This window comes from Pseudonocardia parietis (assembly GCF_017876315.1).
Taxonomy (GTDB): domain Bacteria; phylum Actinomycetota; class Actinomycetes; order Mycobacteriales; family Pseudonocardiaceae; genus Pseudonocardia; species Pseudonocardia parietis.
Window position 1 is genome coordinate 144,995 of record NZ_JAGINU010000001.1, and the last position, 22,299, is coordinate 167,293.

Consider the following 22,299-nt stretch of genomic DNA (forward strand, 5'->3'; position numbering starts at 1 on the left):
GGAACCAAACAAAGATTCCGGCGGCCCGGCCGGAAACCGGTCGACAGCGCAGCGCACGATGGGAGCGTGGTCGACACCCTCCCCGCCGACGAACCGCCGCGCGCAGGGATCGGCGCCTTCACCGACGTCCTGCGCCGGCCCGGTGTCGGGGCGGTCACCGGGGTCGGGATGGCGGCCCGGATCCCGGCGACGGCCGTCGGGGTCACCCTGACCCTGCACACCGTCATGACGCTGGGCTACGGCTTCGGCGCCGCCGGGGTGGTCGCCGCGGCCGTCCCCACCGGGATGGCGATCGGCGCACCGCTGCTCGGCTCGGTCATCGACCGGCACGGCCTGCGCCCGGTCCTGGCGCTGACGATGACGGCGGGGGTGCTGTTCTGGTCGGTCGCCCCGTTGCTGGGATACGCCGGTCTGCTCGGCGCCGCGTTCGTCGCCGGGGTGCTGACGTTGCCGGTGTTCTCGCTGGTCAGGCAGGTGCTCGCGGCGATCGTTCCGGCGGGGCACCGGCGACCGGCCTTCGCGCTCGACTCCATGTCGGTCGAGGTCTCGTACATGACCGGCCCCGCGATCGGGTCGCTGCTCACGGTGTGGCTGGGCTCCGCCGTCTCGCTGCGCGTGATCGGGGCCGGGTTCGTCCTGGCCGGCCTGGCGCTGTGGTTGCTGAACCCGCCGGTCCGGGCCGACGGCGCGGGTCCCGATCGCACCGCGCGACCACCGATACGCAGCTGGCTGTCCCGCCCGCTGGTCGGTGCGCTGCTCTCCGTGACGGCCGCGGTCGTCGCGATCATGGGCACCGAGTTCGCGTTCATCGCGGCACTCACCGATGCGGGTCAGGCCTGGGCGATCGCGCTGGTCAACGCCGTGTGGTGCCTGGGTTCGCTGGTCGGCGGGTTCGTCTACGGCGCGACCCGGCGGGCCGTCCCGCTTCCGTTGCTGCTCGCCGTGCTGGGGCTGGCGACGCTCCCGGCCGCGCTCGCCTGGTCCTGGTGGAGCCTGCTGTTCCTGCTCCTGCCCGCCGGGCTCGTCACCGCGCCGACGCTGGCGGCCGGCAGCGACGCCGTCGGCGAGCTCGCTCCCGACCGGGTCCGGGGGCTGGTCACCGGGCTGCAGGGATCGGCGACGACGATCGGGATCGCGATCGCCACCCCGCTGTCCGGTTTCCTGGTCGATGCCGTGTCCCCGGCACTGGCGATCGTCGTCTGCGCGTCGGTCGCGACGGCCGCCGCCGTCGTCGCGGCCTGGTTGATGCGCTCCCCCGGCTGCGACGAACGGTCGGTGGCCGATCACGCAAGCCGGTGACTGAGAGCGTCCACAGGCGATCGGCGCACCGCGCCCGCATCGTTGCCGCCGGGGCCAGGCACTCGGGCAGACTGGATCGAGTGAGCGCGCCGCCCCACCCGGACTCCCAGACCCAGCCGATCCGACGCGGGCGTACCCGCCGCCGGTTCGGTCCGCTGCGGTGGGCGTGCGCACTGTTCCTCGGCACCGGCGCGGCGCTCGCCACCCTGCCGGATCTGGCCGGGCTGGACGCCTACTCGCCGTTCGCGCAGATCATCGCGTTCCGGCCGCTCCTGGTCGCCGGACTGGCCGTCCTCGTCGGGCTCGGCCTGCTGATCACCGTGTTCGCCCGCCGGTTCTGGCCGGTGCCGGTCGTGCTCGCCCTGGTCGCGCTCCTCGGAGCGTCCCTGGTGCTGCCGCGCACGACCGCCTCGGCCGCCCCACCGGCCGGCGGCGCCACGCTGAAGGTGCTCGCCCTCAACGTCTACGAGGGCGAGGCGGACACAGACTCGCTCGCCGCGCTGATCGACAACGAGGACCCGGACATCGTCTCGATCCCCGAGGCGGGCGGCCGCTACCAGCGGGAGCTCGAACCGCTGCTGGAACCGCTCGGCTACCGGGTCGAGTCGTCGGTCTCACCGCGCCGCGCCGACGTGACGGGCAACTCGATCGCGATCGCCGAGCACATGGGCGACGTCCGCACCCGGATCGGCGACGACGTCCAGTTCCCGTACCTGGAGGCGACCGGCGGCGGGCTCGGCGACCTGCGGTTCGTCGCGTTCCACTCGGTCGCGCCGGTGCCGCGCTCGGTCGGGCAGTGGCGCTCGGATCTGAACACGCTCACCGGCTGGTGCTCGGGAGACGCCCCCGCGGTGATCGCCGGGGACTTCAACGCGACGCTCGACCACTCGGTGCTCCGGGACGCGATCACCGGTTGCTCCGACGCCGCCGCGGACACCGGGAACGGGCTGTCGGGTACCTGGCCGACCTGGGCGCCGGCCTGGCTGGGGCCGCAGATCGACCACGTGCTCTCCACCGAGGGCATCGTCGCCGAGACGTTCGAGACGCACCTGGTGCCCGGGACCGACCACCGGGCCGTGGTGACCACGCTGCGCCTGCCCTGAACCGCCTGTCCTGATACAACGCTGACGGCCGCCGCCCGGGAGTCCCGGACGGCGGCCGTCGTGCCGTGCGTACGCCTGGTCAGCCGGCTGCGGCGACCGTCTCGGCGATCTCGTAGGTGTTCAGCGCGGCACCCTTGCGCAGGTTGTCACCGCACACGAACAGCTCCAGGGTGTTCGGGAAGTCCAGCGACTGCCGGATCCGCCCCACCACGGTCGGGTCGCCGCCGACGGCGTCGGCCGGGGTCGGCCACTCGCCCGCCGCCGGGTCGTCCTTCACGACGATCGTCGGCTGCGCGCCGAGCACCTTGCGGGCTGCCTCGACGGAGACCTCGGACGAGAACGTCGCGTGGATCGCCAGCGCGTGCGTGGTGACGACCGGGACGCGGACACACGTCGCGGACACCTTGAGCTCCGGGATCCCGAGGATCTTGCGGGACTCGTTGCGGACCTTCAGCTCCTCGGACGACCAGCCGTCGTCCTTCACCGAACCGGCCCACGGCACGACGTTCAGGGCCAGCGGGGCCGGGAACGGCGAGCCCGCCTCGGAGCCGACCGGCACGCCCGCGTCGGTGAGGACCTTGGCGACGTCGCCGGAGACGTTGCCCGCGCCCTTCCCGGCGAGGGCCTCGATCTCGGCGTAGAGCTGGTCGATGCCGGGCTGCCCGGCACCGGACGCGGCCTGGTAGGAGGAGACGACCAGCGCCTCCAGGCCGAACTCGCGGTGCAGCGCACCCATCGCCGCCATCATCGACAGCGTCGTGCAGTTCGGGTTGGCGATGACGCCCTTGGGACGCTCGGTGACCTTGTCCGGGTTGACCTCGGGGACCACCAGCGGGACCTCGGGGTCCATCCGGAACGCGCCGGAGTTGTCCACCGCGACGGCGCCGCGGGCGGCCGCGATCGGCGCCCACTCGGCGCTGACCTCGTCCGGGACGTCGAACATCGCGATGTCGACGCCGTCGAACACGTCGGGCGCGAGCTCCAGGACCGTGATGTCCTCGCCGCGCACCCGCAGCACCTTGCCCGCGCTGCGCGCGGAGGCGACGAGGCGGATCTCGCCCCACGGCACCGACTCGCGGGAGTCCATGATCTCGATCATCGTCGTGCCGACGGCGCCGGTGGCGCCGACGAGTGCCAGAACGGGCTTGTCCATGGCCATCTCAGATCACCGACCCGTCCCCGCGGCGACCACCGCGTCGTCCTCGGCGCCCAGCTCGAACGCCTCGTGCAGGGCCTGCACCGCGGTGTCCAGCTGGTCCGAGCGGCAGATGACCGAGATCCGGATCTCGGAGGTGTTCATGGTCTCGATGTTGATGCCGGCGTCCGAGAGCGACTCGCAGAACTTCGCGGTGACGCCCGGGTGGTTCCGCATCCCGGCCCCGACCAGCGACACCTTGCCGATGTCGTTGTCGTAGATCAGTTCGCTGAAGCCGATCTCGGACTTGACGCGCTCCAGGGCCGCGACGGCGGTGTCGCCGTGCGTGCGGGGCAGCGAGAACGTGATGTCGGTCTTCTTGTCCGACACGTTCGAGATGTTCTGCAGGACCATGTCGATGTTGATCTCCGCGTCGGCGACCGTGCGGAAGATCTTCGCCGCCATGCCGGGGGTGTCCGGCACGCCGGTGACCGTGATCTTTCCTTCGGACCGGTCGTGCGCGACGCCGGTGATGATCGGATTCTCCAACGGGATCTCCTCGATCGAGCCGGAGACCAGCGTGCCCGGCTTGTCGTTGTAGGAACTGCGCACCCGCAGCGGGACGCCGTAACGGCGGGCGTACTCGACGGCGCGCAGGTGCAGCACCTTCGCGCCGGACGCGGCGAGCTCGAGCATCTCCTCGTAGGTGACCGTCTCCAGCAGGGTCGCCCTGGGGACGATCCGCGGGTCGGCCGAGTAGATGCCGTCGACGTCGGAGTAGATCTCACAGACGTCGGCGTTCAACGCGGCGGCGAGCGCGACGGCGGTGGTGTCCGAGCCGCCGCGGCCGAGGGTGGTGATGTCCTTGGAGTCCGCGTTCATTCCCTGGAAACCGGCGACGAGCACGATGTGCCCGTCGTCCAGTGCCTCCCGCAGCCGGTACGGGTTCACCTCGGTGATCCGCGCGTCACCGTGCTTCGAGGTGGTGAGCATGCCGGCCTGCGAGCCGGTGAACGATCGCGCCTCCGCGCCGAGGGAGTGGATCGCCATCGCGACGAGCGCGTTCGAGATCCGCTCGCCGGACGTGAGGAGCATGTCCATCTCACGCGCCGGGGGCTTCGGGGAGATCTGTTCGGCGAGATCGGTCAGTTCGTCCGTGGTGTCCCCCATGGCGGACACGACGACGACGACGTCATGGCCCTCCTTGCGGGTACGGACGATCCGCTCGGCGACCTTCTTGATGCGCTCCGCGCTCTCGACCGACGATCCGCCGTACTTCTGCACGACGAGGGCCACGCCGACCTCCTGTCCTGGCTCCGCGAACCGGAGCCGTCGGGTGCTCTCTCTTCGGCCGCGGCAAACATGGGTGGCGTATCCGCGGCGCTGGTCGGAACGGCACACTACCGGCGGTCGGCACCCGATTTCAGGCTCTGACCCTGCCTCGATGACGAGTGACACACGGGCGTGGCCGCGACGGGCCCGTATCGGGTATCCCGCGCCGCGCGCAGGCCCGCGAGGTGATCAGGCCTGCCGTTACGGGAGACGTCGGCGAACACCCGCTCACACCCGTCCGCGGCGCACCGGCCGAGCCGGTCCATGCCCCGCGTCGCGAGGTGTGTGGCGGTGCCGGTCGCGATCAGCGCGTGCAGCCGGTACCTGGCGCATCCTCCTGGAGACGTCCCCGGATCTAGACCCGCCGCAGGAGCCGGACGACCACCGTCGTCAGCACCAGCCACAGGACCGCGGCGACGCCGTAGTTCAGCGTCACGGCCATCTTCGGCTGCTCGGGGGTGAACAGGTCACCGAGCCCGAGGTTGAACTGCCCCGCCCAGTCGGCGACGAACTCGGTCAGGAAGTTCTGCGGGTTCGCGTCGAGCAGGGTGAGCACGATGTGCCCGACGAGGATCGCGACGATCACCAGACCGACGATCCGCACGATCGTCGCGATGATCCCGAGCCCCTGCCGCACGGTGGTTCCCACGGTTGCCGCCATCGCACACCCTCTCGTCGTGACGGGCGCCATGATCGCATCGCGGCGCCCTCGCCACCCGTTCAACGAGGAGTGGCGCCACGAGTTGTGATGACTTCGTTGCGGGCGGACACGGATCGGCGGGGTCACCGGGTTGCCGTGCAACGGGGGGTCGGGTCTACCGTGTGGGGTATGGCGCGCCTGCTCCTTCGCCGCCGCGGCGGGGTCTGACCGACCGGCCCCTCGTCGCGGGGTCTCGCGTGTCCGCCGGTCGACCGACCGTTCAGCGAACACATGGAGCAACCCAGTGACCACGTCTCCCGACGCCTATTCCTCCCACGTCGGCAGCAACGTCCACACCCCCGAGGGACCCGCGCACTCCGGCCAGCCGGCCTGGAACCGCCAGCGCGGCTCGCAGCTGCCGTTCCACCGGTACAAGCCGTTCCACCAGCTGGTCGAGCCGGTCTCGCTGCCGGACCGCACCTGGCCGGACAAGATCATCGACCGCGCTCCGCTCTGGTGTGCGGTCGACCTGCGTGACGGCAACCAGGCGCTGATCGACCCGATGAGCCCGCTGCGCAAGCGCCGGATGTTCGACCTGCTGGTACGTATGGGCTACAAGCAGATCGAGGTCGGCTTCCCGGCGGCGAGCCAGACCGACTTCGACTTCGTCCGGGAGATCATCGAGCAGGACGCGATCCCGTCCGACGTCCAGATCCAGGTGCTGACCCAGGCCAGGCCGGAGCTGATCGAGCGCACCTTCGCCGCCTGCGAGGGTGCCCACTCGGCGATCGTCCACCTCTACAACTCGACGTCGATCCTGCAGCGCCGGGTCGTCTTCCGGTCCGACCGCCCGGGCATTACCAAGATCGCCACCGACGGTGCCGAGGACGTCGCGCGGTTCGCCGAGAAGTACCCGAACACCGACTGGACGTTCCAGTACTCGCCGGAGTCCTACACCGGCACCGAGCTGGAGTACGCCGTCGAGATCACCAACGCGGTCAGCGCGATCTGGCAGCCGACCCCCGAGCAGCCGATGATCGTCAACCTGCCGGCGACGGTGGAGATGGCGACCCCGAACGTCTACGCCGACTCCATCGAGTGGATGCACCGCCACCTGGCGCGCCGGGACTCGCTGGTGCTGTCGCTGCACCCGCACAACGACCGCGGCACCGGCATCGCCGCGGCGGAGCTCGGGTACCAGGCCGGCGCGGACCGGATCGAGGGCTGCCTGTTCGGCAACGGCGAGCGCACCGGCAACGTCGACCTGGTCGCGCTGGGGATGAACCTGTTCACCCAGGGCGTGGACCCGCAGATCGACTTCTCCGACATCGACGAGATCCGCCGCACCGTCGAGTACTGCAACCAGCTGCCGGTGCACGAGCGTCACCCGTGGGGCGGCGACCTCGTCTACACCGCGTTCTCCGGATCGCACCAGGACGCGATCAACAAGGGCTTCGCCGCGATGGAGGCCGACGCCGCCGGTGCCGGGCGTCCGGTCGACGAGCACCCGTGGGAGGTCCCGTACCTGCCGGTCGACCCGAAGGACATCGGCCGCACCTACGAGGCCGTCATCCGGGTCAACTCGCAGTCCGGCAAGGGCGGCGTCGCCTACATCATGAAGACCGAGCACCAGATGGACCTGCCGCGCCGGCTGCAGATCGAGTTCTCGCACGTCGTCCAGGCGTTCACCGACTCCGAGGGCGGTGAGGTCGAGCCGAAGGCGATGCGCGACGCGTTCGACATCGAGTACCTGGGCCGCGAGACCCCGCTCAAGCTGGTCCGGCACCGGGTCACCAGCGACGGCGAGGGTCGCGACGAGATCGTCGCGACCGTCCGGGTCGAGTCCGACCTGCACGAGATCACCGGCTCGGGCAACGGCCCGATCGCGGCGTTCGTCGACGCGCTGGCCGGGATCGGGTTCGACGTCCGGGTGCTCGACTACCACGAGCACGCGATGGGCGGCGGGGACGACGCCCGCGCCGCCGCCTACGTCGAGTGCGCCGTCGAGGAGAAGGTCTTCTGGGGCGTGGGGATCGACAGCTCGATCACCAGCGCCTCGCTCAAGGCCGTGGTGAGCGCGATCAACAGGGCGCTCCGCTAGTTGCCGGCCGCTCGTGGGTGGTTGGCACGGCCCTGACCGTGACAACCACCCACGGGCCTCACGCCGTGTCGTCGACCGCCGCGCGGTGCCGGTCGCGGTAGCTCGCGATCAACCGCCGGGACGCCTCGGGTTCGAGCGCGTCGGCCCGGACGTCGGCGAGCACCCTCCGGTAGGTCTCCAGGTCCTTCGGCGAGTCGAGGAAGCTCTCCCCCGCGTGCCCCTCGGTGTGCACCACGTCCGAACCGAGCTCGTCGGGGATCTGCAGCACGGCGAACCGTCCGGTGTGCGCCCGCTGCACCCCGGCCGAGAACGGCAGCACCAGCAGGATCACGTTCGGCAGCCGGGAGAGCTCGATCAGCCGGTCGAGCTGCTCCGCCATCACGTCCGGCCCGCCGGTGACACGGGCCAGCACGGCCTCGTCGATCACCGACCGGAACCGGAGCGGCGGGGTCGCGGTGAGCCACTCCTGGCGTCGGCGCCGCAGGTGCACGAGCTGGTCGATCTCCCAGGCCTCGTGACCGGGCAACCGGGCCCGCAGGACGGCGCGGGTGTACCCGGCGGTCTGCAGCAGGCCGTGCAGGACGGACAGGTCGAACGCGTCGGTCCCGACGGCGTCGCTCTCCACCGCCGCGTAGCGGCCGGGCGCGGGCAGGGCGTAGCGGTCGGTCCGCAGACCCTCGGTGAACGGCTCCCACCAGCCGCGGGTACGGCTCTGGGTCACGAGGCGGCGCAGCATGTCCGCCTCGACATCGGCGACGCCGCCGTAGAGGTGGAGCAGCGCGTCGACGTCGGCGACGCGCGGTACGCCCTTGCCGTTCTCCAGCCGGCTGACCTTGGAGGTCGAGCAGGCGAGCGCGCGGGCGACGTCCTCCAGCTTCATGCCGGCATTGCCGCGCAGCCTGCGCAGCTCCGTACCGAGACGTCGACGGGCGCCGACCGGCTCCTGCTCCACCCCACCCTCCCGATCTCCGCGTCCCGGGGCGTCCGCGGGACGCCGTCATGCAATCACATCACGGGTGCAATCTCACTCGTTATGCAACTTTCATCAGAATTGCAATTGCACGAGCCGTGGAGAGCCGGGCATCCTGAAAGCACCGGACGTGACGAGCGGCACACCGATCGACGCGCCCGGCAGCAGTGCCGAGTCCGGGGGAACGAGCAGAACCGAAGGGAGAACGAGATGATCCGCAAGGCACAGGTGCCGCACGCCGGCAAGCACGAGCGCGCCCGCGTCGGGCGGTGGACACCGTGATCGTCCTGGTCGCGCTGGCCCTGTCCGGGCTGGCGGTCATCGTCCTGACCGCGATCGTGATCGGCGTGACCGAATCCAGGCAGCGCGGAGCCTGGCGCCAGATCGCCGCAGAGCGGCGGCGGGCGTGGGAACGGCGGCAGCGACAGTTGCACGGCGGCCCGCACCACGTCGAAGCATGGGCCGACGAGGACACCGACTGAGGCTTGCCGAAGGAGTATCGGCGTGAGCCTGAGGCTTGCCGAAGGAGTATCGGCGTGAGCCTGAGGCTTGCCGAAGGAGTATCGGCATGAGCCTGACGATCGGCGGCCCGGTTCGGGCTACAGCGCCCGGCGGCCGGCGAGTGCCCGGCCCAGGGTCATCTCGTCGGCGAACTCCAGGTCGCCGCCCATCGGCAGCCCGGAGGCGAGCCGGGTGACGGTCAGGCCCGGGAAGTCACGCAGCAGCCGGACCAGGTAGGTCGCGGTCGCCTCGCCCTCGGTGTTGGGGTCGGTGGCGATGATGACCTCGGCGATCGCGGTCTCGTCCTGGGCCGGGCCGGTGCCACCGAGCCGCGCGAGGAGCTCACGGATCCGCAGCGTGTCGGGTCCGACCCCGGCGAGCGGGTCGAGCGCGCCACCGAGCACGTGGTAGCGCCCCTTGAACTCCCGGGTCCGTTCGACGGCCAGGACGTCCTTCGGCTCCTCGACCACGCACACGAGCGTCGGGTCACGGCGGGCGTCGGCGCAGTACCGGCACCGGGTGTCCGCCGAGACGTTGTTGCACACCTCGCAGAACGCAACGCCCTGCTTCACGGCCTGCAGGACCTCCTGCAGCCGGGCGATGTCGGCCGGATCGGCGGCCAGCAGGTGGAACGCGATGCGCTGGGCGCTCTTCGGGCCGACGCCGGGCAGGCGGCCGAGCTCGTCGATCAGGTCCTGGACCGGTCCCTCGAACACCTCAGGCGCCCGGGAGTCCCAGGCCGCCCATGTCGAGTCCGCCGGCGAGCGGCCCCATCTTCTGCTGCTGGAGCTCCTGCGCACGGCGGACGGCGTCGGCGAGCGCACCGGCGACGAGGTCCTGCAGGGTCTCGACGTCCTCGGGGTCGACGACCTTCGGGTCGATCCTGACCGAGCGCGGCTCGAGACCGGCGGTGACGGTGACCTCGACGAGACCGTTGCCGGCCTGGCCGGTCACCTCGGCGGCGGCGAGTTCGGCCTGCGCCTCCTGCAGCTGCTGCTGCATCTTCTGGGCCTGCTGCAGGATCATCTGCATGTCGGGCTGACCGGGTTGCACGCGTCCCCCTCGCTGTCGGTGCCGGCTCACGCGTCCGGGGCCTACCCCGACACGACCGGCGCGGACGTCTCCTGGAGTCCAGGGTAGCCGTGTCAGGCTGTTCCACCGTGCACGCCCCGATCCGTTCCGTCGCCGTCGCCGTACTCGCCGCTGCCGCACTGTGCAGCGGATGCACGGCGCCCCCCGACACGCCTGCCGCCCCGCCCCCGGTGGCGGAGCCGGCCGTGTCCGCCGAGGCCACCACCCAGGGCGCCGTGTCATCGGCACCGGCTGCCCCGATCGTGCTGCTCGACCCGGGACACAACGGCGGCAACGGGGCGAACCCCGCCGCGCTCCGGCGCCAGGTGCCGGACGGTCGCGGCGGCACAAAGTCGTGCAACACCACCGGCTCCGCCACGAACGCCGGCTATCCCGAGCACGCCTTCACCTGGGACCTCACGCAGCGGGTACGTACCCGGCTCGAGGCCGCCGGCGTGCGGGTGGTCCTCACCCGCCAGGACGACGACGGCGTCGGCCCCTGCGTCGACGAGCGCGGCGCGGCGGGCGGCCGGGCCGGCGCCGTGGCCGCGGTGTCCCTGCACGCCGACGGATCCGGTCCGTCGGCCCGCGGCTTCCACGTCGCCCACGCGGACCCGCCGGTACACGGCACCGGGCCGGAGTCGCTGCGGCTGGCGACGGCGCTGCGCGACGGGCTGCGCTCCGGCCGGTTCGCGACCGCCGACTACATAGGGCAGGACGGTCTGGACGCGCGCGACGACCTGGCCGGGCTGAACCTGGCGACCGTCCCGACGGCGCTCGTCGAGGCCGGGAACATGCGCAACGCCGACGACGCCGCGGTACTGACGAGCGCCGAGGGCCGCGACCGGTACGCGGAAGCCATCAGCGCCGGCGTGCTCGCCTACCTCGGGCGCTGACCGGGCCGGTCACTTCGGGTCGAACGTACGGGCGCCGAGGTGCTCCTGGAGGATCCCCAGCGCCGCGGCCTCGGGATCCCGTCGTGCCCCGGGCGCTTCCGCCTCGGCGGCGGCCTCGGCCATCATCGACTCCTCCACGTCCGCCTGGCTGACCGGTTCGGTCCGCTGTGGCGCCGCGGCTGAGGCTCGGCCGCCCCGGGACCCCGGGCCGGAGTCGTCGAGGTCCGGCGGAGCATCCTCCGGGGGCGGCTCCGGGGGCAGCGGGATGTCCCCGTCCGCACCGGCCGGGCGCCGGGCCGGACGGCCGGGCGCCCCGCCGTCCTGCTGGTCCGCCGGTGAGCCCTGCCGCTGCGACGGCCGTTGCGGGACCGGACGCTGCTGGCGCTCCGGGGCGGCCCGGCGTTGCGGAGCGGCGGCCTCGCCCTGATCGCAGCGGACCTGCCACTGCACGCCGAGCACCGACCGCAGCGCGTCGCTGATCACGTCGGTGTTGCGCGGCTCGGACAGTCGCCGGGCCAGCGGCGGCGCCCCGATCGCGAGGACGAGGGTGTCCCCGTCGACGGCCCGCACCGTCGCGTTGACCAGTAGTGCCTCGGTACTGCGGCTGCGCTGCCGGACGGCGGCAAGGATCTCCGGCCACACCCGCCGGACGGCGGTGGCATCCAGCGACGCGGTCGCCGGGGCGGGCTGCGCGGACTCGGGCGGCGACGCGTCGGCGGGGGCACCGTCGCGGGGCGGCGCGGGGCGCTCCGCGACCGTCGCCGCCGGCTCGGTCGGCTCGGCGGGCTCGGTCGGCTCGGCCGGAGGCCCGGACGGTTCCCCATCCGGAGCAGCCGGTCCGCCGCCGCCCGGAGCGGCCGGTCGGTCACCGCCCGCCTCGCGACCGGTCGGCGCTGCACCGTGGCCGGAGGGCCCGCCGGTGTCGCCCACCGGGGCCGTCTCGGCAGGCTCGCCGGTGCCGGAGCCCGCTGCGGGTGCTCCCGCGGCTCCGAGAGCGCTCCCCGTGCCGGCGTCGGGGGTGCTCCCCGTGTCGGCGCCGGAGGAGCTTCCGGTGTCGGCACCGGTCGGGACGTCGGCGCCCGTCCCGGTGGCGGCACCAGCGGTGACGGAGGCTTCAGCGGCAGCACCGGCGGAGGCGCCGGTGGGTGCGGTGGAGGCGGCCCCCGTGGCATCGCCAGCCGCGGCTCCCGTGGGGGCGCCAGCGGCCGGCCCGGTGGGGGCGGTGGAGGCAGCGCCCGTGGCGGCATCAGCCGCGGCGCCAGTGGGGGTACCAGCGGCGGGTCCGGTGGGGCCGGCCGTGGTGGGGGCAGTGGAGGCGTCAGCGCCCATACCGACGGGAGCATCCGCTCCGGTATCGGCACCGGGGTCGGCGCTCGCGCCCACGCCCGAACCCGAAGGAGCATCCGCTCCGGCAGCGGCGCCCGAGCTCGCTGCGACCGGGGCGCCGTCCCGGCTCGCCGCCGGGCGGCGTTCCCCGCCGGACTCCCTCGTCGCGCCGGAGGAGCCCGCACCGGCCTCGTCGTTCGCAGCCGATCCCCGGGAGCTCGCCGACGTCGTCGCGGCGCCACCAGGGCTGCCGGTGGCCGCGGCACCGCCTTCGGCCGGCGCTGCCGCGCTGCCGGTCGGGGCCGCGGTCCGCTCGCTGGGCCGCACGAACCGCTTGGCGGCCCCGCCGCCCTCGTCGGTGGGGTCGGAGGCGATCGCGTTCCGCCGTTCGATCCGCTCCAGCCGCTCGAGCAGCCCGCCGTCCGAGGTGGTCGCCGCGGGCAGCAGCATCCGGGCGCACAGCAGTTCCAGCAGCAGCCGCGGCGCCGTCGCACCACGCATCTCGATCAGACCCTGGTGCAGGATCTCGCCGTACCGGGTCAGCGTCGCCGGGCCCAGCCGTGCGGCCTGGTCCGCCATCCGGGACAGCTCGTCGTCCGCGCCGTCGACCAGGCCCTGCTCCGCGGCGTCCGGCACGGCCTGGATCAGCATGAGGTCGCGGAAGCGCTGCAGCAGGTCGGAGGCGAAACGCCGCGGATCGTGCCCGGCCTCGACCAGCCGGTCCACCGCGCCGTAGACGGCGGCGCCGTCGGCAGCGGAGAGGGCGTCCACCGCGTCGTCGATCAGCGCGGAGTCGGTGACACCCAGCAGCGCGACCGCGCGCTCGTAGGTGACCCCCGGCGATCCGGCACCCGCGAGGAGCTGGTCCAGCACGGACAGGGTGTCCCGGGCCGACCCGCCACCGGCCCGGATGACCAGCGGGAACACCGGCGGCGCGACGGTGACCTCCTCCTCGCCGCAGATCTTCTCCAGCAGCGAGCGCATGGTGCCCGGCGGGATCAGCCGGAAGGGGTAGTGGTGGGTCCGCGAGCGGATCGTCGGCAGGACCTTCTCCGGCTCCGTGGTCGCGAACACGAAGACGAGGTGCTCCGGCGGCTCCTCGACGATCTTGAGCAGCGCGTTGAAGCCCTGGTTGGTGACCATGTGCGCCTCGTCGACGACGAAGACGCGGTAGCGCGACTCCGCAGGCGCGTAGAACGCCCGGTCACGCAGCTCTCGGGCATCCTCGACGCCACCGTGGGAGGCCGCGTCGAGCTCGATGACGTCGATGCTCCCCGGTCCCTCGGGCGCGAGCGCCACGCAGGACGAGCACTCCCCGCACGGATCCGGCGTCGGCCCCTGCACGCAGTTCAGCGAGCGGGCCAGGATCCGCGCCGACGAGGTCTTGCCGCACCCGCGCGGACCCGAGAACAGGTACGCGTGATTGATCCGGCCCGCGGACAGGGCGGTGGCCAGGGGCTCGGTGACGTGCTCCTGCCCCACGACGTCGGCCAGCTTGGCCGGGCGGTACTTGCGGTACAGAGCCAGAGCCACGCATCGAGGCTACCGAGCGACCCCGACAGTCACGGAAGGCCGGGGCGAGGACCGGGACGGAGCCCAAAAAGAAAGGGGACCCCGCGCACCCGCCAGAGCCTGCTGACCCTTGCTGCCTTCCGGCCCTGGGGGAGTTCGCAGGATGGACGCCGCACGGGGTCCGCGGACAGTGTGCCACGAACCGGCCGTTCGGGGCGTGAGGGGGCGGTGCCGCTGCACGGGAGGCGGCAGGTAACCTCGTTCGCGGAGGATTCGCCTAGTGGCCTAGGGCGCACGCTTGGAAAGCGTGTTGGGAGCAATCCCTCAGGGGTTCAAATCCCCTATCCTCCGCCAGCCGGAGCAGGCAGAACGCCGGGCGGTTCCTCAACGGAGCCCCCGGCGTTCTGCGTCAGCGGGCTTCATGATCTCCGCTTCCTTCCCAGCCGGGCATGTGCATCGTCCAGCAGACCGCGGTTCCCGCCAGGGCGACAGTGCCGTCGTCGCGGGTGACACTGCAGTTCAGTCTGGTGATCGGTTTGTCGCCACGGGCTTCGGTGACCTCCACGTGACCGGTGATGATGTCTCCCGGGCGAACCGGTGCGGTGAAGCTCCAGGAGACCGACATGAACACCGTCCCCGGACCGGGGAGCTTCTCTGCCACGACCGCGTTGAGGACGGCGCTCGTGACTCCACCTTGGACAACTACCTGACCGAATCGTGACGACTCGGCCGCCCGGTGGTCGTGGTGCAGCGGGTTGCGGTCCCCGCTGATCCTCGTGAACAGGTCGATGTCGTCCGCACCCACCGTCCGGGACAGCGCAGCGGTGGCACCCACCGCGGGTTGCCCGAGCGGCCATGCTGATGTCGTGGTCATCAGGCCTCCTTGCCGGATGTCGAGGCGTGGTCGGTGGTGCGGGCGCCGAAAGCCCGCATGGCGCGGGCGCCGAGGACGGGACCGGGGACGAGGATCAGGAAGGCGTACTGCCAGCCGACGGCATCGGCGAGCAACGGCACGAGCTGGATACTGAGGACCGTCAGGGCGAACCCGATCGCGGTCTGCGCGGTCAGGGCGGTCCCGATGAACCGGGGATCGGCGGTCTCGCTCAGCGAGGTGGAGAAGACCCCGGAGTCGGCGATCACCGACGCACCCCAGACCGCGCAGAACACGATGAGCACAGCCGGCCCCGCGTGGAAGGCCACGGGCGAGAGCAGGCAACAGGCTCCGCTGACGATCAGTGCGGCGGCCGCGGCCTGCGGGCGGCCGAACCGGTCTGCGCCCAGGCCTCCCAGCAGGCAACCGACCACCCCGACGATGCCCATCGTGGCGAAAACGACCAGCCCGACCGACCCCGGTAACTGGTCTGCGGCAGGGCTGACCAGCAAGAATGTGGGCAGCCAGGTCCAGAGTGCGTAGAGCTCCCACATGTGGCCGAAGTAGCCGAGGTTCACCAGCAGGGGGTCGCGCTGGGTGAACATCGTGAGGGCGTAGCGGGGGTGTGGAGCGCACCTGCCGGCCAGGTGCGGGCCCGGTCGCACGACGAGAAGGGCCACCAGGGCACCGAGCAGTCCGAGCGCGGAGGCGACGAGCAGGACAGTGGGCCACGGCAGGTCACCCAGACCGCTGATCAGCTGGGGCATGGTGGAGCCCAGCGTCAGGGCTCCGATCAGCATCCCCAGCGCGAGGCCACGACCGGCACTGGGTGCCCACGAGGCCATCAGCTTCATCCCGACCGGGTACACCCCGGCCAGGCAGACCCCGGTCAGGAACCGCAGCGGGATCGCACCGCCCATCCCGTCGACGAACAGCGCGAGGACCACCGTGCAGAGCGCCGCCGACGCCGCACTCACGGCCAGCACCACGTTGGCGGCGATCCGGTCGGCCAGGTTCAACACCGCCGAGGCGATCGCGCCCACGACGAAGCCGACCTGGGTCGACCCGGTCAGCCACACGGCGCCGGCCGTGCTGACCCCCCAGTCCTGGCGAAGGCTCGGCACGACGGCCGAGACCGAGAACCACACTGCGAGACCGAGCACCTGGACCACCGCGATCGCGGCCCGCTGACGGCGAGCAGCCAGCAGGTCGGCACGGCGGTGCCCGACATCCACGTCGTATCCCACGCACGCCACCTCCGGTCGCTGATGTGACAGCGACCATAGACATACCTGTCTGCCCATACAAGGACGTATGCCTCGGCCCGGCGTGTGGGATCCTGGAGTGGAGCGAGCGCGACCGGGTGGCGTCCCGGTCATGGAGCGGAGGTGGGCGCATGAACCGTCGACCACGACCCAACAAGCGGGATCTGATCGTCGAAGAGGCGTCGAAGCTCTTCTATCAGCGTGGCACCGGGCTCGGAGTGGACACCCTGATCGACGAGATCGGCGTCGCGAAGATGACGCTCTACAAGCATTTCCCCACCAAGGACGACCTCATCGTCGAGTGCCTGAGGTTCGTCGATGCCCGCTACCGCGACCGTCTGCGCGGCGGCCTCGCAGCGGAGGCCTCGGCGACCGAGAGAGTGCTGGGGATCTTCGACTCGCTCCGGGACTGGTTCGCCACGCCGAACTTCCGCGGTTGCGCGTTCGTCAACGCCACCGTGGAGCTCGCCGATCCGCAGCATCCCGCGCACCGGGCCGTCCTGGAGCACAAGACCAGCACTCGCGAATGGGTCGCCGAACTACTGATCGCGTGCGGCGTCGACGACCCCCAGTTCGTCGCACGTCAGCTGGTCCAGCTCATGGAAGGCGCGATCACCACCGCGATGCTCGAACAGGACCCCACCGCAGCCGACGTCGCGCGGGCGTCCGCAGCCCAGATCCTCGCTGCGAGCAGCTCCGAGGACTGACCGGTTCCGCCCGAACCCTGCATCCCCTGTCGGTCTCAGGGGCCACCGCAGCAGCTCGCCGTGCAGGACTCCTCGTCCGGCCCGCGACCCAGGGCCGACGGGGCGCAACACCCCTCGCCCCGCCAGGCGTTCAGACCCTCACGGACGGCGAGGCCGGCGAGTACCAGCGCAGCGGCCGGGTCGGCCCACCACCAGCCGAGCGTGGCGTTGAGGACGAGCCCGACGAGCACGGCCGCGGACAGGTAGGTGCACAGCAGGGTCTGCTTGGAGTCGGCGACCGCGCTGGCCGAGCCGAGCTCGTGCCCGGCGCGGCGCTGGGCCCAGGACAGGAACGGCATGATCACGACGCTGGTGGCGACCAGGGCGATCCCGACCGTCGAGCGGTCCGCCTCGCCACCGCCGACCAGGCCACGGCGGCGGCGGCCGAGCGGACCTCGATCACCGAGTCCAGGCCGAAGCCGATGAGGGCGATCGAGGAGGCGGCGTGCCCCGCGGCGATCGCGATCACGGCTTCGATCACGTTGTAGATGATGGTGATCGCGACCAGCAGGCGGATCCGGCGGACCAGGACGCTGCGGCGATCCGAGGTCAGGGCGGCGGTCATGACGCGTACACCTAGACGCCCTCGGGCCGGCCGTAGTTCGGGCACAGCGCCACGGCTTCACCCGTCTCGGCCAGAACGGTCTCGGCGCCGCCCGCCGGCGTCAGGCCGGCAGCCCGCCCAGCACCCGGTCGAGCTCGTCGAGGCAGGTCAGCCCGGCGGAGACCGAGTAGCCGTCCCACCAGGCGACCGGATCGAGCGCGGCGACCCGGCCCGCCTGCACGGCCGGCAGCTTCTCCCACAGCCCGCCGGTCGCGTAGCGCTCGAAGGTGTCCTGCGCCTTGTCCACGAAACCACCGCCACCGACGACGTAGAGCAGCACGTCGGCGTCCGCGAGCAGCCCGACGGACTCCTCGCTCACCGAGACGTAGGTCTGCTGCACCGAGGGTGCGTCGGTGGACGGCGGGCGGCGCAGCCCGGCGTCGGCGAGGACGGCGGACCCGAAGATCTGGCCGCGGATGATGCGCAGCTCGTCGGAGGTGAAACGCAGCAGAGCGACGGAGTACCGGCCGATCGTGCCGGCGTGCGTGGCCGCCAGCCCGGCGACCCGCTCCTGGTAGGAGGCGAGCCGGCGTTCCATCTCTGGGCCGGCGCCGAGCACGTCACCGAGGAACCCGACCGCGTCCTGCCAGACGGCGCCGCGGCCCGCGTTCTCGTAGGAGACGGTCGGCGCGATCGCCGCGAGCTGCTCGTAGTGCTCCTGGAGGCGCTGGGTGTTGCCGACGATCAGGTCCGGGTTCAGGGCGACCAGCTGCTCCAGGTTGAGCTGGTTGAACCCGAGCTCGGTGAAGCCCGGTGCCGGGCCCGGCACGTACGGCGGCACCGCGACCTGCCCCTGGAGCGTCTCCGAGGCGATCAGCGGCACCCCCAGCTCGAGCGCGACCTGCAGGCCACCGTTGCTGTCCAGCGAGACGATCCGCTGCGGCGCCACCGGGATCGTGGCGGTGCCCAGCGGATGCTCGATCGTCCGCCCCGCCGGCGCCGGGTCGCCGGAGGCTCGGGTACCGGAACCGCATCCGGCGACCGTCAGCAGACCGGTGAGCGCACCGGCCGTGAGGAAGCCGCGCCGGGTCAGCGCCGAGCGTGGATGGCCCGCGTCGTCGCCGAGACGGACACCGGGCAGGGGAGGTCGGAGCAGCACGAAACGGACACTAGAGGTAAGCCTTACCTGGGTCCAGCAAGATCTGCCGACTCCCACTTGCGGGCCCGGTCGTCGGGCGCGAGCAGCGGGCAGGTCAGGCACATCCCGTGGGCGCCGTCGGTGAAGTCCAGGCAGCACGCCCCGCGCACACCCCAGACCTGCTCGTCCTCCGGGCCGAACCGGACCATCGCGGGCTCCGAGCGGCGCGGGAGCCCCGCCACGAACAGCTGCTCGGCGAGCTCCCCCGCCCGGTCCCACGCCGCGACGCGGTCGCGGCCCAGCTGGCGGGCGAGGTTGAGCATGCCGAAGTGGACCATGTCGACGACGTAGCTCCACAGCGTGCGGGGACCGACCCGCGTCCGTGCCGCCACGAGCTCCACCAGCGGGCGGACCGTCGCCACGAAGCCGGGGGCCAGCCACGCATCCAGCTCGCGCTGCGAGGAGACGGTCACCGCGGTGCCCCTCCCCGGCCCGACGGACGCCTCCCGGGCCACGACGAGCAGCCGGCCGGTGACGTCCGCGCCGTCCGTCCGGAAGGCGTACCCGCGCGGCCCGAGCTCCGGCGCGGCGTCGAGCAGGTACACCGCACCCGCCGTACAGAAGATCAGCTCACGGAGCAGCGTCCGCAGGGTGTGCACCGCCCGGGGGCCGGGTGGCTCGTCGGCCCGGGCGTCGAGCAACTTCCCGAGGAACGGGTGCCCGGCGGTCGCGATCCCGGCCGCCGTGACCCACTGCGGCCCGGCAGGCGGCTCGGCCGCGAACTCGGGCAGCGGTGCGAAACCCAGCGGCGCGCACCGGTCACGGAGCTCCTCGGTCACCATCACCGCACAGCCTCGCACAGCGCCGGCGCGGCATCGGTGGAGGTCAGCCCGCCCGCACCACCGGACGGTTCACGAACCACTCGGCGATACCCGGCATGTGCTGCTCGAAGTCGCCGGGCGCGGAGACGTTGAGCGCCCCGCACCGCTCGTCGGTCCGGTTCTCGAAGTCGTGCACGCTGCCGCCGGGCACGAGGACGAACGAGCCCTTCGGCGCGTCGACCCACTCGCCGTCGACGAGCACGCTCATCGTCCCCTCGATGACGTAGAAGACGTCGTCCTCCGGGTGCGAGTGCGGTCCCGGGCCGGGCGTGTGCGGGTCGAGCCACCACTCGGAGATCGAGTAGCGGCCCGCGGTCTCGGTCCCGTCGGCCTTGAAGACCGCCGACCCCCGCCCGAGTGGGTACTCGCGACCGGCACCCGGAGCCAGGACCACGGGACGCCGGGAGACAGGCTGCTGATCGGTCATCGGACACTCCCGTCATCGGGCCGGCCGACCGGCAACGCTAGCGCGAACCCCGGCCGGCACCAACCCCCGTGCGCGCCCGCCACCGGCCCAGCCGGCCGTGCCGCCCGAGCAGGTAGGCGAGCGTGAACGCCCCTGCCAGGCAGACGACGACCGACCCACCGGTGGAGATGTCGAGGTAGAAGCTCAGATATGTCCCCGCCACCGCCGAGACCACGGCGACCAGGACCGCGATCAGCAGCATCCGCTCCATCCGGTCGGTCAGCAGGTACGCCGTCGCCCCCGGGATGATCAGGACCGCGACGACCAGCACGATCCCGACCGCCTGCAGCGCAACGACGACCGCCAGCGCGAGCAGGCCGAGCAGCAGCGCCTCGGTCCGGCGCGGGTCGATCCCGACGGCGTGCGCGTGCGTCCGGTCGAACGCGACCAGCGTGAAGTCGCGGTGCTTGAGCGCCACCACGAGCACCGTCAGCGCGCCCAGCACCAGGATCTGCACGACGTCCGCACCGGACAACCCGAGCAGGTTCCCGAACAGGATGTGCGAGAGGTCGGTGTCCGACGGTGTCGTCGAGATCAGCACCAGCCCGAGCGCGAACAGGCCGGTGAAGACCACCCCGATGGCGGCGTCCTCCTTCACCCGGGACGTCCGCCGGACCACCCCGATGAGCGCCACCGCCCCGGCCCCGAACACGAACGCACCGATCCCGAACGGGATCCCGATGATGTAGGACAGCACCACCCCGGGCAGCACGGCGTGCGACACCGCGTCACCCATCAGCGACCAGCCGACCAGGGTCAGCCAGCAGGACAGCAACGCGCCGACCGTGCCGGCGACCACCGCGACTAGCAGCGCGCGCTGCATGAAGCCGAACTGCAGGGGCTCGACCAGCCAGGCGATCACGAGGCGCTCCGCAGCCCGAACACCCGGCCGAGGACCTCGGGGGTGAGCACCTCGTCCGGCGTCCCGTCGGCGAGGAGCCGACCGGCCAGCAGCGCCACCCGGTCGCACAACCGCGACACCCCGGCGATGTCGTGCGTCGACACCAGCACCGTGCAGCCGGCCTCGCTCAGCTCCCGCAGGACGCGGGTCATCTCCTCCTGGGTGCCGTGGTCGACCCCGGCGAACGGTTCGTCGAGCAGCAGCAGCGGCGCGTCCTGCGCGATCGCCCTGGCGAGGAACACGCGCTTGCGCTGGCCGCCGGAGAGCCGCCCGATCTGCCGGTCGGCCAGGCCGGTGAGCCCGACCCGGTCCAGCGCGACGTCGACGGCGGCGCGGTCGGCCGGGCGCGGGCGGCGGGTGAACCCCATGCCTGCGTAGCGCCCGGTGAGCACGACCTGGTGGGCGACGATCGGGAAGTCCGGGTCGATCGCCTCGGCCTGCGGCATGTAGGCGACCGCGGCGCGGCGGCGGGCGGCGGCCGACGTCGTCCCCAGCACGCCGACCGTGCCGCGTTCGGGCCGGACCAGGCCCATCACCGCGCCGAACAGCGTCGACTTGCCGGAGCCGTTGGGTCCCATCAGCCCGCAGACCGTGCCCTCCTCGAGCCGCAGCGAGACGTCGTCGAGTGCGAGCACATCGCCGTGCCGGACGGTGAGGCCGTCCACCTCCAGTGCGGTCACGGCCGGGCTCCCGTGAGTCCCCCGGCGATCGTCGCGGCGTCGTGACGGAGCATCGCCAGGTACGACGCCGCCGGGCCGTCCTCGCCGGTCAGCGAGTCGACGTGCAGCGACCCGGCCAGCCGGGCGCCGGTCTCCTCGGCCACCTGGCGCTGGGCGGAGTCGTTCACGGTGGACTCGCAGAAGACCGCGGGCACGCCGCCGGACCGCACGAACCCGACGACGTCGGCGATCTGACGGGGGGTGCCCTCCCCCTCGCTGTTGACCGGCCAGAGGTACGCCTCCCGCAGCCCCGTGTCGCGGGCGAGGTAGGAGAAGGCGCCCTCGCAGGTGACCAGGACCCGCTGCGCCGGTGGGATCGCCGCCAGGGCCGCGGTCAGCTCGGTGGCGACGGACCGGAGCTCACCGGCGTAGCGGTCCGCGTTCGCCGCGTAGGTGGCCGCACCGGCCGGATCCAGCCGGGTCAGCGCGTCGCGGATGTTCTCCACGTACCGCACGCCCGCGACCGGGGACATCCAGGCGTGCGGGTTCGGCCGGTCGCGGTACTCCCCCGCCGCGATCGGCAGCGGCTCGACCCCGTCGCTCGCCACCACCGACATCACCTCGGCCCGGTCGACGAACCGCTCGAACCAGCGCTCGAGGCCGAGCCCGTTCTCGATCAGCAGGTCGGCGCCCGCGCCGCGGACGAGGTCATCCGGCGACGGCTCGTAGTCGTGGATCTCGGCGCCCGGCCGGGTGATCGACTCGACCCGCACCCGGTCGCCCGCGACATGGCGGGTCATGTCGGCCAGCACGGTGAACGTCGTCAGCACCAGCGGGCGGGGGTCGTCGTCGCGCGGGTCGGCTGCCGGGCCGGAACAGCCGGCGACCAGCAGACCCGCGACCACCACGGCCGCGAAAGTTCGCCACACCGAAACCCGGCAG

Annotated in this window: 22 protein-coding genes, 1 tRNA gene, 1 other RNA gene and 1 pseudogene; 7 read left to right on the top strand and 18 right to left on the bottom strand. The window is 72.4% G+C overall.

The window, feature by feature from the left end:
* Window positions 1–66: 66 nt before the first annotated feature.
* Window positions 67–1,299 (top strand): MFS transporter, encoded by a 1,233-nt coding sequence (locus JOF36_RS00730; RefSeq protein WP_210024506.1) that lies wholly within the window; start codon window positions 67–69, stop codon window positions 1,297–1,299.
* Between the two features lie 80 nt (window positions 1,300–1,379).
* Window positions 1,380–2,402 carry an endonuclease/exonuclease/phosphatase family protein gene (locus tag JOF36_RS40640; RefSeq protein ID WP_210024507.1) on the top strand — a complete coding sequence of 341 codons (1,023 nt, stop codon included), beginning with the start codon at window positions 1,380–1,382 and terminating at the stop codon, window positions 2,400–2,402.
* Between the two features lie 79 nt (window positions 2,403–2,481).
* Here the strand turns inward: JOF36_RS40640 and JOF36_RS00740 are convergent, their stop codons facing one another.
* The 4 genes from JOF36_RS00740 to JOF36_RS00755 form a co-directional block, all read right to left on the bottom strand.
* A complete protein-coding gene (locus tag JOF36_RS00740; RefSeq protein WP_210024508.1) occupies window positions 2,482–3,561 on the bottom strand; it encodes an aspartate-semialdehyde dehydrogenase in 1,080 nt (359 codons plus the stop codon).
* Between the two features lie 6 nt (window positions 3,562–3,567).
* Window positions 3,568–4,833 (bottom strand): aspartate kinase, encoded by a 1,266-nt coding sequence (locus tag JOF36_RS00745; RefSeq protein ID WP_210024509.1) that lies wholly within the window; start codon window positions 4,831–4,833, stop codon window positions 3,568–3,570.
* A gap of 104 nt (window positions 4,834–4,937) precedes the next feature.
* Window positions 4,938–5,135 (bottom strand): CGNR zinc finger domain-containing protein, encoded by a 198-nt coding sequence (locus JOF36_RS00750; RefSeq protein WP_245350596.1) that lies wholly within the window; start codon window positions 5,133–5,135, stop codon window positions 4,938–4,940.
* 89 nt (window positions 5,136–5,224) lie between these two features.
* Window positions 5,225–5,530, bottom strand: coding sequence for a hypothetical protein (locus tag JOF36_RS00755; protein WP_245350597.1), 306 nt, complete (start codon window positions 5,528–5,530; stop codon window positions 5,225–5,227).
* A gap of 283 nt (window positions 5,531–5,813) precedes the next feature.
* On the opposite strand from JOF36_RS00755, the gene leuA reads away from it, so the two are divergent.
* The gene (gene leuA / locus JOF36_RS00760; protein ID WP_210024510.1) at window positions 5,814–7,610 is read left to right on the top strand and encodes a 2-isopropylmalate synthase; all 1,797 of its coding nucleotides are present in this window, start codon (window positions 5,814–5,816) and stop codon (window positions 7,608–7,610) included.
* Between the two features lie 58 nt (window positions 7,611–7,668).
* On the opposite strand, the gene JOF36_RS00765 is transcribed toward leuA, so the two are convergent.
* Window positions 7,669–8,562 carry a helix-turn-helix domain-containing protein gene (locus tag JOF36_RS00765; protein ID WP_210024511.1) on the bottom strand — a complete coding sequence of 298 codons (894 nt, stop codon included), beginning with the start codon at window positions 8,560–8,562 and terminating at the stop codon, window positions 7,669–7,671.
* 287 nt (window positions 8,563–8,849) lie between these two features.
* Here JOF36_RS00765 and JOF36_RS00770 point away from each other — a divergent pair, with 287 nt between their 5' ends.
* Window positions 8,850–9,062: a hypothetical protein gene (locus JOF36_RS00770; RefSeq protein WP_210024512.1), complete on the top strand. Its 213-nt coding sequence runs from the start codon at window positions 8,850–8,852 to the stop codon at window positions 9,060–9,062.
* 117 nt (window positions 9,063–9,179) lie between these two features.
* Here the strand turns inward: JOF36_RS00770 and recR are convergent, their stop codons facing one another.
* Window positions 9,180–9,797, bottom strand: a complete 618-nt coding sequence (gene recR / locus JOF36_RS00775) for a recombination mediator RecR (protein ID WP_210024513.1) — start codon at window positions 9,795–9,797, stop codon at window positions 9,180–9,182.
* A gap of 1 nt (window position 9,798) precedes the next feature.
* Window positions 9,799–10,113 (bottom strand): YbaB/EbfC family nucleoid-associated protein, encoded by a 315-nt coding sequence (locus JOF36_RS00780; protein ID WP_210034992.1) that lies wholly within the window; start codon window positions 10,111–10,113, stop codon window positions 9,799–9,801.
* Between the two features lie 128 nt (window positions 10,114–10,241).
* Here JOF36_RS00780 and JOF36_RS00785 point away from each other — a divergent pair, with 128 nt between their 5' ends.
* On the top strand, window positions 10,242–11,048 hold the full coding sequence (locus JOF36_RS00785) for an N-acetylmuramoyl-L-alanine amidase (RefSeq protein ID WP_210024514.1): 807 nt from the start codon (window positions 10,242–10,244) through the stop codon (window positions 11,046–11,048).
* 9 nt (window positions 11,049–11,057) lie between these two features.
* On the opposite strand, the gene JOF36_RS38450 is transcribed toward JOF36_RS00785, so the two are convergent.
* Window positions 11,058–13,907, bottom strand: coding sequence for a DNA polymerase III subunit gamma and tau (locus tag JOF36_RS38450; RefSeq protein ID WP_307862154.1), 2,850 nt, complete (start codon window positions 13,905–13,907; stop codon window positions 11,058–11,060).
* 70 nt (window positions 13,908–13,977) lie between these two features.
* Window positions 13,978–14,072: signal recognition particle sRNA small type (gene ffs, locus JOF36_RS00795), an RNA gene on the bottom strand.
* 80 nt (window positions 14,073–14,152) lie between these two features.
* On the opposite strand from ffs, the gene JOF36_RS00800 reads away from it, so the two are divergent.
* Window positions 14,153–14,240, top strand: a tRNA-Ser gene (locus JOF36_RS00800).
* 55 nt (window positions 14,241–14,295) lie between these two features.
* Here JOF36_RS00800 and JOF36_RS00805 read toward each other — a convergent pair.
* Complete coding sequence (locus JOF36_RS00805) at window positions 14,296–14,760, bottom strand: MaoC family dehydratase (RefSeq protein ID WP_210024515.1); 465 nt, start codon at window positions 14,758–14,760, stop codon at window positions 14,296–14,298.
* Window positions 14,760–16,004 carry an MFS transporter gene (locus JOF36_RS00810; RefSeq protein WP_307862155.1) on the bottom strand — a complete coding sequence of 415 codons (1,245 nt, stop codon included), beginning with the start codon at window positions 16,002–16,004 and terminating at the stop codon, window positions 14,760–14,762. Before JOF36_RS00810 ends, JOF36_RS00805 begins: the two co-directional genes overlap by 1 nt.
* A 149-nt stretch (window positions 16,005–16,153) precedes the next feature.
* Between JOF36_RS00810 and JOF36_RS00815 the strand changes: the two genes are divergently transcribed.
* Complete coding sequence (locus JOF36_RS00815; RefSeq protein WP_210024517.1) at window positions 16,154–16,729, top strand: TetR/AcrR family transcriptional regulator; 576 nt, start codon at window positions 16,154–16,156, stop codon at window positions 16,727–16,729.
* A gap of 35 nt (window positions 16,730–16,764) precedes the next feature.
* Here the strand turns inward: JOF36_RS00815 and JOF36_RS00820 are convergent.
* From JOF36_RS00820 to JOF36_RS00850, 7 genes and pseudogenes are all read right to left on the bottom strand, one after another.
* A pseudogene (locus JOF36_RS00820) lies at window positions 16,765–17,333 on the bottom strand (cation efflux transmembrane domain-containing protein).
* A 100-nt stretch (window positions 17,334–17,433) separates the two neighbouring features.
* The gene (locus tag JOF36_RS00825; protein ID WP_210024518.1) at window positions 17,434–18,471 is read right to left on the bottom strand and encodes an iron-siderophore ABC transporter substrate-binding protein; all 1,038 of its coding nucleotides are present in this window, start codon (window positions 18,469–18,471) and stop codon (window positions 17,434–17,436) included.
* A gap of 23 nt (window positions 18,472–18,494) precedes the next feature.
* On the bottom strand, window positions 18,495–19,295 hold the full coding sequence (locus JOF36_RS00830) for a ferric iron reductase (protein ID WP_210024519.1): 801 nt from the start codon (window positions 19,293–19,295) through the stop codon (window positions 18,495–18,497).
* Window positions 19,296–19,335: 40 nt separating this feature from the next.
* Window positions 19,336–19,758 carry a cupin domain-containing protein gene (locus JOF36_RS00835; protein ID WP_210024520.1) on the bottom strand — a complete coding sequence of 141 codons (423 nt, stop codon included), beginning with the start codon at window positions 19,756–19,758 and terminating at the stop codon, window positions 19,336–19,338.
* A gap of 37 nt (window positions 19,759–19,795) precedes the next feature.
* On the bottom strand, window positions 19,796–20,656 hold the full coding sequence (locus JOF36_RS00840; RefSeq protein ID WP_307862731.1) for a metal ABC transporter permease: 861 nt from the start codon (window positions 20,654–20,656) through the stop codon (window positions 19,796–19,798).
* Window positions 20,656–21,378, bottom strand: a complete 723-nt coding sequence (locus JOF36_RS00845; RefSeq protein ID WP_210024521.1) for a metal ABC transporter ATP-binding protein — start codon at window positions 21,376–21,378, stop codon at window positions 20,656–20,658. The genes JOF36_RS00840 and JOF36_RS00845 overlap by 1 nt, the downstream gene beginning before the upstream one ends.
* Window positions 21,375–22,265 (bottom strand): metal ABC transporter substrate-binding protein, encoded by an 891-nt coding sequence (locus JOF36_RS00850; RefSeq protein WP_307862156.1) that lies wholly within the window; start codon window positions 22,263–22,265, stop codon window positions 21,375–21,377. The genes JOF36_RS00845 and JOF36_RS00850 overlap by 4 nt, the downstream gene beginning before the upstream one ends.
* Between the last annotated feature and the right edge of the window lie 34 nt (window positions 22,266–22,299).

What these genes read in the sequence shown, in the direction of transcription:
- JOF36_RS00835 (WP_210024520.1), bottom strand. Translation starts at nt 19,758, where the DNA reads ATGACCGATCAGCAGCCTGTCTCCCGGCGTCCCGTGGTCCTGGCTCCG.
- JOF36_RS00815 (WP_210024517.1), top strand. Translation starts at nt 16,154, where the DNA reads ATGAACCGTCGACCACGACCCAACAAGCGGGATCTGATCGTCGAAGAG.
- JOF36_RS00740 (WP_210024508.1), bottom strand. Translation starts at nt 3,561, where the DNA reads ATGGCCATGGACAAGCCCGTTCTGGCACTCGTCGGCGCCACCGGCGCC.
- JOF36_RS00750 (WP_245350596.1), bottom strand. Translation starts at nt 5,135, where the DNA reads ATGGACCGGCTCGGCCGGTGCGCCGCGGACGGGTGTGAGCGGGTGTTC.
- JOF36_RS00755 (WP_245350597.1), bottom strand. Translation starts at nt 5,530, where the DNA reads ATGGCGGCAACCGTGGGAACCACCGTGCGGCAGGGGCTCGGGATCATC.
- JOF36_RS00780 (WP_210034992.1), bottom strand. Translation starts at nt 10,113, where the DNA reads ATGCAGATGATCCTGCAGCAGGCCCAGAAGATGCAGCAGCAGCTGCAG.
- JOF36_RS00805 (WP_210024515.1), bottom strand. Translation starts at nt 14,760, where the DNA reads ATGACCACGACATCAGCATGGCCGCTCGGGCAACCCGCGGTGGGTGCC.